The following is a 13,551-nucleotide window of genomic DNA, read 5'->3' on the forward strand; positions in this document are numbered from 1 at the left end:
AATTGGTCTAGGAAACCGCCTTAACCAACCACGCTTTCATTTCTTCTAAATCCGCCTTATGGTCTGGATAGTTTTCAATAACCGAGTCGACACAAGCTGCGATAGCGTCTGGTCGGTAGGTCACGCCTATAAGTTTTTCTGCAAGTTGCTCAATTGGATCCGGGAACAAGCTGTCGGTAAAGGTCTGCGCGGCGGTGATTTTCGCGTTGCTCAGATCGAGGTGAATCTCTACGCCGCCCCATTTGAAACGCTCATCTAGGGTGTGAGTAAACTGCGGAGATTTACCAAAGTTCCAGTCCCAGCTTTGCTGTTGTTCAAATTTTTCCACAAAGCCTGGTAGGTCTGGCAAGGCGTCAGGGGATATTTCCTCTATGGCTGGCACTTCATCAAAATATTCACAAAACGCTTCGACAATAGCGTCACAGACGAGCTGATGATCAATCGCTGGATACAAGCTGTTTAGGTTGGTGACTCGTGAGCGTACGGAGGTAATGCCTTTCGACTGTAACTTTTTGACATCAGGGTTGAGGTAATTCGCTAGACGACTCAAGTCAGCGTGCAGTAATAAAGTACCATGATGAAAACCGCGGTCCTTAGTCTCTTTATAGGCAGAGCCAGAAAATTTGCGCATGGCTTCACCCTCTCCGACCACCAGATCGTTACGGCCATTAGCATAACCTTCAATGCCTAACTTCTTTAAGCCGTTTAACACAATCTCTGTAGAGACTTCTTTGCTGTATTCCGGCTTACCCGCCATAAAAGTAAAGTTAGTATTCCCCAAATCATGGAACACCGCCCCACCACCGCTTTGACGACGAGCTAAATGAATCTTGTCTTGCTCCATCTTACTGATGTTGCATTCTTTCCAAGGGTTTTGTGAGCGACCAATCACCACGGTATCAGCATTACGCCAAAGAAATAAAACGCGCTGATCTGCTGGCATAGAACGAAAAATACAGTCCTCAACCGCCAAGTTAAAATGAGGGTTATTTGAATGGGACAATAAAATTCGGCTAGCCATGGCACTTTCTCTTTAAATGTCAGTAAATAAGAACGGATGTTAATAACATCCGTTCTTATTTACAACGACTTAGTTAGCAACAAAGAAAAAGGACTAACTAAAAAGTACAAACATAAAAGGGTAAATCACTTATAGCGATTTACCCTTTTGAATGAACATTTAAAAGTAAGTGCTTTTATAGTCTAAATTTAGCGACTTCTTGGTTTATTTGTCGTCCTAAGTCATGCAGTTTTTTCGCTTGTTCGGCGGCAAGCTTGCTAGCTTCTGACATCTCATCACCAACACCGCGTATGGTTTCGGTGTTGCGGCTAATTTCGAGTGTAACGGAAGATTGCTCTTCAGCCGCAGTCGCTATTTGTGCCGCCATATCATTGATTTTATTGATAGAATCAAGGATTAGACCTAAACTTCTATTTGCTTCTTCAGCATCTGAAACACTCTGGTTAGCCATCTCCTTACCTCTATCAGTCGCTTTAACTGCACTTTCCGCCGCAGCTTGCAAAGACTCTATCATTCCCTGAATTTCTTGAGTTGAGCTATGAGTACGTTGCGATAAAACCCTTACCTCATCAGCCACCACGGCAAAACCACGACCTTGTTCACCCGCCCTAGCGGCTTCAATTGCTGCGTTTAGTGCAAGCAAGTTAGTTTGCTCAGATATGCCACTAATAGTTGATAGGATAGAGTTGATGCTCTGTACATGTTTATTTAAATCGCCAATAATTTGACTTGCTCGGCCCACTTCTTCCGCTAAGGTTTCTGTAGAACGTTGACTTGTCTCAACTTCTTTGCGGCCTTTCTCTGTTATCGAAACACAATCTCTAGCAGAATAAGCTGTTTGCTCTGCATTAGTAGATATTTCTTGAGTCGCAGACGCCATCTCTGTCACTGCCGTCGCTATCATGTGAATTTCACTTTGATGACGTTGCAATCTCTCGTTTTGCTGATCTGATACCTTAGATACACCACCAGCTTCAGACAGCAAATCTTTAGAGGTAGCACTCAATCGGCTAATAATGCCATAAAGTTGTTCAACAAACCGATTGAAACTCGCTGCTAATTGGCCGATTTCATCGCCACTTTTCACTTCTAATCGAATCGTTAAATCACCATTACCATTTGCAATTTCATCTAGGCTTTTGGTAATGGCACTGAGATTTTCCAACATGACCTTCAATAACAAAGACATGATGATCAAAATAACAACCAAGATGATAAAACTAATAATGACCTGACTTATGAGCTGACTGCGTACCGGAGCAAACAATGTCTCTTTATCCATTACTAAAATAAGCGACCAGTTTGAATTAGGAATAACTGTCGCATAAATAAGCCGGTCACGACCATCTAACGACATATCTTGAAGCGTACGCTTAGAAACAAGTTTCTCGAGCAAATCACCAGCAAAGTTTTCATTTAGCTCTGAGGCTTTTTTACTTTGTAACTTGGAGTCAGGATGTGCAACGATCTGGTCACTTTTATCAACCACTACAGCATAACCATCACCAGGAACGTTAAGTTTATTAACAAAGAGCGTCAGTTGCTCTAAGGTAAGGTTAGCACCAATGGCACCAATAAACTGATTATCTTTCTTTACCGCTTCAGACAATGTAACTACATACTCATTTGTACTCGCGGAAACAAATGGAGAGGCTAAGAAACGACCATTGCTTTCTTTAGCACCTTTGTACCAACTGCGCACTCTTGGGTCATAATTTGGTGGGTTTAAGTTAGGGTCATTACGATACATCTCACCCTTTTCATTACCAAAATAAGTGATTGAGAAGCCTAGCCCTTCTCTTACTTGGTCCAATAATATATAGGGCTTGATATCTGGGAATTCTGCAATTGTCTTGGCAAGCTTGCTTACCGAGTTTTGTCTGTCTTTAAGCCAGTTCCCAACGTTATCACTAAATACTTCGGATACTAAGTCAACTTCATCTTCCAATGCAGACTCAATATTTTTTTGCAATGTAGTAACACTCTGAACAACTAAAGCAACAAAAAAAACAACAAAACAAATAACAGTAATAATAAGAATTTTTTTACGTAATGAGAAATTTTTCATAATGCCAATCCATCGATCTAAACGACATGCTTACACATGCATCAATTATATTTATTTTCGCTCAAGTTCACTTAAAGTAATCTCTCAACCAGCTCCATTGGCTAATATCTACTCGGATTGATCATAGGTTAGATAATCAATGAAAGTCAAAATAACTTAGTTAATTATTGTGAGGTTTTCATTAAGTTATGTAGAGTATTGATAATAATGAATCTAGAAACCTAGGCATAAAAAAACCACGATGCTTTCGCATCGTGGTTTTTTGTAAAACGCCTAATACATTAAATATATTCGACTTTCTCAATCTCGTATATCACTTCGCCACTAGGAACCTGAATGGTCACTTCGTCACCTTCTTCTTTGCCGATAATGGCTTTAGCGATTGGTGATGCGTAAGAGATTTTCTTCTCTTTTACATCCGCTTCGTCGTCGCCAACAATCTTATAAGTCACCGTTTCCTCAGTATCGACGTTAAACAAGGTTACTGTCGTACCGAAAATCACTTTGCCAGACGCTGGCAAGGATTTCACATCAATCACTTGCGAATCAGCAAGCTTCCCTTCGATCTCTTTAATACGACCTTCGGCAAATCCCTGCTCTTCACGAGCCGCATGGTATTCAGCGTTTTCTTTTAAGTCGCCATGTTCGCGCGCGGTTGCGATATCCGCAATCACGCGAGGACGGACGACAGTTTTCAAGTGATTCAGCTCTTCTCTTAGACGAGCTTCACCTTCTACTGTCATTGGTACTTTTTTCATTATTTCCCCAAGTGCAAATCTTGCAGTCTTCTAACTTTCGTTTCACCCGTTAGGCTAATCGCCATACTCGTTGCTTCAGCACCAGCCAATGTCGTAGTGTAACAAACCTTGCGCTGTAAAGCTGTACGACGGATAACAGAAGAGTCTGCAATCGCTTGCGTACCAGATGTGGTGTTGATGATGTAATCAATTTCGCCATTTTTCATCATATCAACGATATGAGGACGACCTTCATTCACCTTGTTCACTTTACGAACTTCCACACCATGATCAGTTAGGTATTTTGCTGTGCCTTCGGTACCCACAAGGTCAAAGCCTAATTCCGCCAAGCGACGAGCCACATCCACAGCCCCTTCTTTGTCCATATCACGAACGCTGATAAAAGCACGGCCAGACGTTGGCAATACGGTACCACCACCCAACGCGGCTTTACCGAACGCTTCAGCAAAGGTATCACCTACGCCCATCACTTCGCCCGTAGACTTCATTTCAGGCCCAAGAATCGGATCGACACCTTGGAACTTGTTGAATGGGAAAACGGCTTCTTTCACGCTGTAGTAAGAAGGAATAATTTCTTTAGTGAAACCAAGCTCTTCCAGTGTTTTGCCTGCCATGACCAAAGCCGCCACTTGCGCCAAAGAGCGACCAATACATTTAGAAACAAAAGGCACAGTACGTGATGCACGAGGGTTCACCTCGATCACATAAATTTCGCCATCTTGTACCGCAAGTTGAGTGTTCATCAAACCAACAACGCCAAGCTCTAGCGCCATGTTTTTGATCATCTCACGAATATCGTCTTGCACTTCTTTAGACAAAGAGTATGGCGGCAAAGAGCACGCAGAGTCACCAGAGTGAACGCCCGCTTGTTCGATATGCTGCATAATGCCGCCAATCACCACTTGCTTACCATCACTGATACAGTCGATATCAATCTCAATCGCCGCATTCAAGAAGTGATCTAGCAACACAGGGCTGTCGTTAGACACTTTCACAGCACTGGTCATGTAACGCATCAGTTCTTTTTCGTTGTATACGATTTCCATCGCACGGCCGCCCAATACATAAGATGGACGAACCACGAGTGGATAACCGATTTCAGCGGCTTTGGCAGCAGCTTGGTCAACACTACGCACTGTCGCGTTATGAGGTTGCTTGTAACCCAAACGCTGGATCATGCTTTGGAAACGCTCACGATCTTCTGCGCGGTCAATAGACTCAGGCGTGGTACCAATGATTGGCACACCTTCGTTTTGCAAAGCACGCGCAATTTTCAGCGGCGTTTGACCACCGAATTGAACGATCACGCCTTTTGGTTTTTCTTTGCGAACGATTTCTAACACGTCTTCAAGCGTGACTGGCTCGAAGTACAAACGGTCAGACGTATCGTAGTCAGTCGATACCGTTTCAGGGTTACAGTTCACCATAATAGTTTCGTAACCGTCGTCACGCAAACCTAGCGCCGCGTGTACGCAGCAGTAGTCAAATTCAATACCCTGACCGATACGGTTTGGACCACCACCAAGGATAATGATTTTTTCACGATCCGTTGGCGCCGCTTCACACTCGTCTTCGTAAGTGGAATACATATAGGCGGTATTGGTTGCAAATTCCGCCGCACAGGTATCAACACGTTTGTAGACGGGGTGAACATTCATCAAATAACGACGTTCACGCAACGATTTTTCAGTAACATGAAGCAGTTTAGCCAGACGTGCGTCAGAGAACCCTTTACGCTTCAAACGACGCAAAACATCGTAGGTCATGTCGACCAAGCCTTTATCCGCTAGGGCCGCTTCTTCTTTGATCAAGTCTTCGATTTGCACCAAGAACCAATGATCAACACCAGTAGCTTCATATACTTCGTCAACCGTCATACCTGAACGGAACGCATCGCCAATGTACCAAATACGGTCAGAACCTGGAGATTGAAGCTCGTAAGCCAATTTCTCTTTACTGTTTTCTTCGGAGAAATCCAGCTGAGGATTGAAACCGTCAGAACCCACTTCCAAGCCACGTAAGGCTTTTTGCAACGACTCTTGGAAAGTACGGCCAATCGCCATCACTTCACCAACGGATTTCATTTGCGTAGTTAAACGATCGTTAGCAGTTGGGAATTTTTCGAATGTGAAACGAGGGATCTTAGTGACAACATAGTCGATTGCTGGCTCGAAGCTCGCTGGAGTTTGGCCGCCAGTGATGTCGTTTTGCAACTCATCAAGGGTATAACCAATCGCCAATTTCGCGGCAATTTTTGCAATTGGGAAGCCCGTTGCTTTCGATGCCAAAGCAGACGAACGAGACACACGAGGGTTCATCTCAATGACCACAAGACGACCTGTTTTTGGATCCATACCAAACTGTACGTTGGAACCACCTGTCTCTACACCGATCTCGCGCAATACCGCCAAAGAAGCGTTACGCATGATTTGATATTCTTTGTCTGTCAACGTTTGTGCTGGTGCCACCGTGATAGAGTCACCCGTGTGAACCCCCATGGCGTCGAAGTTTTCAATCGCACAAACAATGATGCAGTTGTCTTTTTTGTCGCGGACAACTTCCATCTCGTACTCTTTCCAACCGATCAAAGATTCATCGATGAGCAATTCGTTGGTCGGAGACAAATCCAAACCACGAGTACAAATTTCGTCGAACTCTTCCATGTTATACGCGATACCGCCACCGGTGCCGCCCATGGTGAAAGAAGGACGAATAATACAAGGGAAGCCTACTTCCGCTTGAACTTTAAGCGCTTCTTCCATGTTATGGGCAATGCCCGCACGTGGACATTCAAGACCAATGGAGCGCATGGCTTGATCAAAACGGCTACGATCTTCCGCTTTGTCAATGGCATCAGCTGTCGCACCAATCATTTCTACATTGTATTTCGCTAACACACCATGACGTTCAAGATCCAACGCACAGTTCAATGCTGTTTGACCACCCATGGTCGGTAGCACCGCATCTGGGCGCTCTTTTTCAATGATCTTTTCAACGGTTTTCCATTCGATAGGCTCAATGTAAGTCGCATCGGCCATCGCGGGGTCTGTCATGATGGTGGCTGGGTTAGAGTTCACCAGAATAACGCGAAAACCTTCTTCACGAAGCGCTTTACACGCCTGCGCACCCGAATAGTCAAACTCACAAGCCTGACCGATAACAATAGGTACTCGCACCTAAAATTAAGACGCTTTTTATGTCAGTACGTTTTGGCATAATATTTTCGTTCCGCTCCTATTTAGGTTTTGTCTTAGGCTTTAGAGGCTTTGATGTTTTCAATAAACTGATCGAACAAAGGCGCAACATCGTGTGGCCCTGGAACTCGCTTCAGGGTGACCTTGGAAGCTAAATGCACTCTTGTCTGTACGTGCGATGCCTTGCAAGGAACCATCGAACAAAGATTTGTGAGTCATCACAAGGTTAGCTGGCAAGGTGTCTTCGTCTACCGCAAAACCGTGGTTTTGACTGGTGATCATCACAGTGCCTTTTTCAATCGCTTGTACCGGATGGTTTGCACCGTGGTGACCAAACTTCATTTTCTTGGTTTTCGCACCAGATGCTAATGCCAAAAGCTGATGACCAAGACAAATACCAAAAACAGGAATATCGGTTTCTAAAATTTCTTTGATGGCTTGAATCGCGTAATCACAGGCTTCTGGATCGCCAGGGCCATTAGATAGGAAAACACCATCTGGATTCATTGCTAATACATCTTTTGCAGGTGTTTTTGCAGGTACAACCGTTAGACGGCAGCCGCGTTCAACCAACATACGCAAAATATTGCGTTTTACACCATAGTCATAAGCAACCACATGGAAGTCGAAAGAGTCTGGTGTTGTGTGACCATTTACAAGATCCCAAGTAGACTCAGTCCACTCGTATGCTTTTTCAACCGTTACTTCTTTCGCTAGATCCATGCCTTTCAAACCAGGGAAAGCACGAGCCGCTGCAATCGCCGCCGCTTCATCTAAATTTTCACCCGCCATGATGCAACCTGCTTGCGCACCTTTTTCACGTAGAATACGTGTCAGCTTACGTGTGTCGATATCAGCAATACCCACCACACCTTTGCGCTTCAAATAAGAATCTAATGATTCTTGTGAACGCCAGCTGCTAGCCACTAGAGGAAGATCACGAATGATCAAGCCTTCACACCAAATTTTGTCGGATTCTTCATCTTCAGAGTTAACGCCAGTATTCCCAATGTGGGGATAGGTCAAGGTGACCATTTGTCGAGCATAGGAAGGATCAGTAAGAATTTCTTGATAACCAGTCATCGAAGTGTTAAATACCACTTCAGCAGTTGAGGAGCCATCTGCTCCGATCGACACCCCTTTAAAAACCGTGCCGTCTTCCAGAGCCAGAATCGCTGATGTTGCCAAAGGAACCTCCCATTTAGAGCCTTTCAGGTTGCAAAAAAGCGAGATAAACCGGCGGCTCATCTCGCTTTTAAGAAATTGCGTTTTTGCCGTGCATCTATTGATGGGTAACCAATAGATCTCGCGTTCAAAAAATCTGCCTAATTCTACTCTGATACGGCTTTAGCGTCCACCGAATTGCCGCTAAATCTAGCAAAAACACGGAATTTGCTTATATTTTTTCTTGACTTCTTAGTCAAGAATAAGCATGGAGCAAAATACTTTTCTAGCACAACAATCCATCAGCGACATTTTTCGCTGCATCATAGCCCTTTAAATTTCCCAATACCGTCAATGAAAAAACCATCGCAGCGGCAGGCCCTTTGCCAGTCAAAATATTGCCATCCATTACAACAGGTTCATTGGCGATATATTCCGCTCCAATCAATCCTTTTTCGAAACCTGGGTAACAAGTGGCTTGTTTATCCACCACAAAGCCATGGGTACCAAATACCACAGCAGGTGAGGCACAAATAGCCGCTAATAACGCATCTTGGATGTCATGTTTTTCCAACATATCAATCAACAATGCACAATCACGCAAATGTTCTGCCCCTGGCATACCGCCAGCCAACACAATCGCATCAAAAAATTGCTCTGACACATCGGTTAATAAAGTATCAGCCTCAAGCTTTGTACCGTGCGCCATCACAATGTGCTTTGTTTCATGAACACTCGCCACCGTGACATCTACGCCACCACGTCGTAATACATCGATAATCGTAATGGCCTCAATATCTTCATTACCATTCGCAATAGGAACCAATACTTTGCTCATAACCACCTCTTTAAACCCTTAAATTCATAGCCGCTTGGTAAACAAACAGGCCGCTTCGTGGCCTTGTTCTGTTTGTCCTTTTTTGGCTATTTGATAGTAATTTTTTCGACGACCGACCTGCTCAAACCCCAAAGATTCATACAAGGCAATGGCACCGACATTCGATTCGCGAACTTCTAACAAGAGCTCACGGACATCTTGCTGCGCGACTGTTTCTGACCAAACCATGATTAACTGTCTGGCTAGTCCCTGTCTACGGACTGAGGTATCAATCACAATTAATTCTAATTCGGATTGATCAAGCACAACCGATGCAGTTAACCAGCCAACGATCGATTTCTGCGTCGCATCACCTAATTCAACCACCCAATTTTTGCGAGTCTGTAACGCCTCCGCAACCAAGCCCCCTCCCCAAGGATAAGGATTCGACAAGGCATCAAGTTGAATAATAGGCAGTAAATCTGACTCAGTCGCCAGACGAATAACAATAGAAGGTATCATAAAATGGAACGCCTCATAGAAGGCAAAGACATTAACGGAAAAAGCTTGATTGCATCACTTGCCACGCTTCTTTGCGCAATTCAGGAATACGATGCAATTCGGACAAACTTACGATGCGTGCTGTAGGGTATTGTTTTAAAGAACTTTCAGCTGGCAAATCCTCCACCAGCTGGGTAATTTTAGCACCGGCAAGCACGAGTAATGGAGGCTCAGGAAAATCTTTCACCAAACGACCCACATAGCTTTCTAACGCACCAAACAGCCAATCGGTACGATTTAAAAAATACGGGTTACGCAACTGCCCAGGCCAGCTAAACGCACTGCTCTGCCATTCGTCAATAGGCTGTTTTAGTAGCGCTTGTCCCATTTTCAGCGCCAGACGCTCAATCTCTTCTGCCTGAGAGAAGACCTCAGGCACATCACTTAAAATCAAAAGCTTATTAGATAAAGCATAAGCCTGAATATTCAGCCGCGTAATTTGGGTATTCAGCGTTGGGTCAGGCTCAACAACAATATCGACAGCCAACTCCTCGATAGGCTGTAAGTCTTCAACAATAATTTCTGGCCCAGCGTTTAACTGCTCACGAAGGTGATGGACTAGAGGCTCTTTTTCATCCGCTGATCGCTTATCTACCGGAGCGGAAGCAGGTTCAACCGCTTTAAAACCGGTAGACGAAGGAGACGAAGAAAAGTCCCTCGTCACCGCCACATCAATCGGCCAAGGCTGAACCGGCATAAAAACCGTGCCTGTCACACCGTCAGAAGCAGATTCACTTTTCTCAATAGACAACCAAGAAACGACGCCCATTTGCGCTAAGCAATGGGTTTGAAAGGCCTGTTGAGGTGATAGTTCGCGGTACATAATAACCTTAATCGCTGCGTTAAAAATCTACATTTGTCGATTTGAACATGAGTAAGCAAATATACCCGCTTACGCCAAGAGATGCCACTTGATGGCCTAAAGCTTGCTAGAGATCTTTACGCAACAGCTGTGTATAATCGCAGCCAATTTTGAGCAAACTCCTATAAAGGTATAAAAACATGGTGTCTTTATTATCTCGTTTGATGGTTATCGCTGCGGTTTCAATCAGCAGCTTGAGCTTCGCCGACAACTTGCCAGACCTTAAAGGTCGCACTATTTTAGCGGTCACTGAAAATGCTTACACACCACTTAATTTTGTCGACCCTGCAACAGGTGAAGGCATAGGTTGGGAATACGACGCCATGAACGAAATTGGCAAACGCTTAAACGCCAAAATTGAATGGCACCTAAGCAGCTGGGACACCATGATCCAAGCCGTCAAGCAAGGCCAATACGATGTCGGCATGGACGGCATTACCATTAACGAAGAACGCGCTCAGCAAATTGACTTCACGATTCCTTACATGACGTCTCAGCAATTCATGCTGGTGCGTGCCGATGAAGAACGCTTTAACGATGCAAAATCCTTTGCCGCCAACCCAGATCTGCAATTTGGCGCACAAGCCGGTACCACTAACTTTTATGTGGCCGTGTACGATGTGCTTGATGGTGATGAAAACAATCCTCGCATTACCTTATTAGAAACTTTTGGTGCATCTGTTCAAGCCTTGAAATCTGGCGATGTAGACAGCGTATTAATGGACGCTGCCTCTGCTCGCGGTTATATCGGTGCCAATCCAGGCGCGTTCAAAATCGTTGGCGGCCCATTGGGATCTGAAAATTTTGGCTTCATTTTGGCTAAAGGCTCAGACCTTGTTAAGCCAATCAATGCTGCCATCGAAAGCATGAAAAAAGACGGCACCTTGGAAGCCCTAAACAAAAAATGGTTCTTTGACTATAACCAATAGAAAAAGCCCCAAAAAACAATCCCGTTAAATAGAAATAACCACACAGTAACGGAGCGCCTAACACATAGGCCTTCCGTTTTTTATTGATGACGACCAAGGAATGGTCCTGCTATGAATTGATTATGCCCTTTAAAAACACCGTAGAACGCACACCTTGGTGGTTAGTCACTATCATCATTCTTGCTTTAATTCTGTCATGGAACATGGTGGCTGACGAAAGTTATCAACGCATCGCCAGCGCCCTAAGCGCAGGTTTACTCACCACCATAGGCGTCACATTTGCGGCTTTTATTTTGGCCAGTTTGCTTGGCTTATTCATCGCACTGGCAGGGTTTTCTCGTTATCGCATACTGCGAGAGTTCGCACGTTTTTATGTGGAAATCTTCCGCGGCATTCCCGTTCTCGTACTCTTATTCTACATTGCCTTTGTCGGCGCACCAGAAATGGTAAAGCTCTACAACTGGGGATTACAAATACCGATTGAAGCGGGATGGATAGAAAAAGCCACAACAAGAGACTTCTCTCTACTGTGGCGTGCCATTATCGCCCTTGCCATCAGCTACAGCGCTTTTATTGCTGAAATCTTTCGTGCCGGCATTCAAGAAGTGAGCAAAGGACAAATAGAAGCCGCCAAAGCACTAGGCTTATCCAACTGGCATCGCTTCCGCTTGATCACCCTCCCCCAAGCCATGCGCAAAATCTTACCGCCCTCGGGCAACGACTTCGTCGCCATGATCAAAGACTCCGCACTCGTCTCGGTACTCGGCGTGCAAGACATCACCCAACTTGGCAAAGTCTTCAGCTCCTCCACCTTCCAATTCTTCGAAACCTACAACGTCGTCGCCTTCATGTACCTCATACTCACACTCAGCTTATCGCTAATGATACGCGCCTTTGAAACACACCTAAGACGCAACGATCATCATTGACTAAAGACAGGATCCCTCGCTCCTAATGAGTGTATGAAATCAACGCTGTATAAGAGACAAAAACACACCCATCCTAACCCTTGGAAAAAGGTCGTAAAACGACTTCCATCGATATTGTAGATACCATCTCTCCTGACCAGCCTCAAGTTTTTATTTAACTAACTTGAGGCTGATATTCTGTTTGATTCTTAACAACGCCAAAACATATTTGTGACAGCTTTCTCATCGCTGCACCTAGCGCCTGCATTTTTGTTTTGCCTTGCTTTAGTAGTCTCGTCTTCTGCGCTTTTATATCGGTATTGTGTTGACCAGCTACGATTGCGGCCATATACAATTTCGCTCTGATATAGCCTGGCCCTTCCTTACTCAAGGTTGTTTTTCCTGCCCGTTTACCAGATTCGTTGTGCTTGGGGATCAAGCCTAAATAAGAAGCCAGCTGTTTTGCGCTCTTAAACCGCTTACACGCCAGCAAACAAACCATTATTCGGGATGTTACTTCACCAACACCATTTATGCTTTCAAGTAATTGGCGGTTCTTCTTCAATTGAGGATGCCTGTCAATATGCTCATCGATTTCATTTTTGAGTTTATCAATTTCAGCCTTTAACACTGCTATCATATCTTTGAGAGATTGAGCGACCCGAGCGGATGCGCCTGAAAATCCTACCGCTTCATAACGGTTTTCTTCACGCTGTAAATCTTGCTCTAGCGCTTCAAGTCTACGCATCATTGCCTTTAGTTCTCTTGCTTCTACCGGCTCTGGCTGCCAGCTTGAAAGTGAATGTTGTTGGTCATGACCATAGCGAGCTAGCATTGTGGCGTCTGATTTATCAGTCTTATGAACTAGCCCTAATGATTTTGCATATTGTTTTGCTTTTCCAGGGTTTACATGTAAAAGAGTAAATCCTTGGGCATATAAAAAATACATCAACGGTTCGCTATAAATACCAGTAGGCTCTGTCGTAATAACAATATTCTGAGCTTCTAACCCTGTATTCTTTAGTACCCAATCAACTAATTCTTGATAGCCTTGTTTTGTGTTCTTTAAGACCTTGGTTTTCTGCTTATTTTTGACCACGTCGCGTAACCAACTAACATCTAACTTTTCTTTACCAACATCAATGCCAATAAAAGCCTTCATCTCTATTTACTCCCCTTGTACATGCAGCATCACCCTTACTTGGGGTGCTAGGATACCATTCAGTTTAATGGAGGTTAGGAAATCAGAGCTCAATCTACAAAACAGCA

General features: G+C 44.3%; 9 protein-coding genes and 2 pseudogenes. 2 read left to right on the top strand and 9 right to left on the bottom strand.

From position 1 onward, the window contains the following. Positions 1 to 7: 7 nt before the first annotated feature. From AC0L6V_RS15060 to AC0L6V_RS15095, 8 genes and pseudogenes are all read right to left on the bottom strand, one after another. A complete protein-coding gene (locus AC0L6V_RS15060) occupies positions 8 to 1,021 on the bottom strand; it encodes a lipoate--protein ligase (RefSeq protein WP_265217980.1) in 1,014 nt (337 codons plus the stop codon). A gap of 175 nt (positions 1,022 to 1,196) precedes the next feature. Next, positions 1,197 to 3,089, bottom strand: a complete 1,893-nt coding sequence (locus tag AC0L6V_RS15065) for a methyl-accepting chemotaxis protein (protein WP_265217981.1) — start codon at positions 3,087 to 3,089, stop codon at positions 1,197 to 1,199. Between the two features lie 281 nt (positions 3,090 to 3,370). Further along, on the bottom strand, positions 3,371 to 3,847 hold the full coding sequence (greA, locus tag AC0L6V_RS15070; protein WP_265217982.1) for a transcription elongation factor GreA: 477 nt from the start codon (positions 3,845 to 3,847) through the stop codon (positions 3,371 to 3,373). Then, a pseudogene (gene carB / locus AC0L6V_RS15075) lies at positions 3,847 to 7,063 on the bottom strand (carbamoyl-phosphate synthase large subunit). The gene greA and the pseudogene carB overlap by 1 nt, the downstream one beginning before the upstream one ends. Positions 7,064 to 7,097: 34 nt before the next feature. After that, a pseudogene (gene carA / locus AC0L6V_RS15080) lies at positions 7,098 to 8,229 on the bottom strand (glutamine-hydrolyzing carbamoyl-phosphate synthase small subunit). Positions 8,230 to 8,491: 262 nt separating this feature from the next. Continuing rightward, on the bottom strand, positions 8,492 to 9,043 hold the full coding sequence (locus tag AC0L6V_RS15085) for a DJ-1 family glyoxalase III (RefSeq protein ID WP_265217984.1): 552 nt from the start codon (positions 9,041 to 9,043) through the stop codon (positions 8,492 to 8,494). A 24-nt stretch (positions 9,044 to 9,067) separates the two neighbouring features. Beyond that, a complete protein-coding gene (locus tag AC0L6V_RS15090; protein WP_409418733.1) occupies positions 9,068 to 9,544 on the bottom strand; it encodes a GNAT family N-acetyltransferase in 477 nt (158 codons plus the stop codon). 31 nt (positions 9,545 to 9,575) lie between these two features. Further along, positions 9,576 to 10,406 carry a hypothetical protein gene (locus AC0L6V_RS15095; protein ID WP_265217986.1) on the bottom strand — a complete coding sequence of 277 codons (831 nt, stop codon included), beginning with the start codon at positions 10,404 to 10,406 and terminating at the stop codon, positions 9,576 to 9,578. Positions 10,407 to 10,585: 179 nt separating this feature from the next. Between AC0L6V_RS15095 and AC0L6V_RS15100 the strand changes: the two genes are divergently transcribed. Next, the gene (locus tag AC0L6V_RS15100) at positions 10,586 to 11,374 is read left to right on the top strand and encodes a transporter substrate-binding domain-containing protein (protein ID WP_265217987.1); all 789 of its coding nucleotides are present in this window, start codon (positions 10,586 to 10,588) and stop codon (positions 11,372 to 11,374) included. 122 nt (positions 11,375 to 11,496) lie between these two features. After that, positions 11,497 to 12,303, top strand: coding sequence for an amino acid ABC transporter permease (locus AC0L6V_RS15105; RefSeq protein ID WP_418138386.1), 807 nt, complete (start codon positions 11,497 to 11,499; stop codon positions 12,301 to 12,303). A gap of 154 nt (positions 12,304 to 12,457) precedes the next feature. On the opposite strand, the gene AC0L6V_RS15110 is transcribed toward AC0L6V_RS15105, so the two are convergent. Beyond that, a complete protein-coding gene (locus AC0L6V_RS15110; RefSeq protein ID WP_100188761.1) occupies positions 12,458 to 13,444 on the bottom strand; it encodes an IS110 family RNA-guided transposase in 987 nt (328 codons plus the stop codon). Between the last annotated feature and the right edge of the window lie 107 nt (positions 13,445 to 13,551).

The sequence above is a fragment of the Marinomonas sp. G8-14 genome (genome assembly GCF_055808935.1).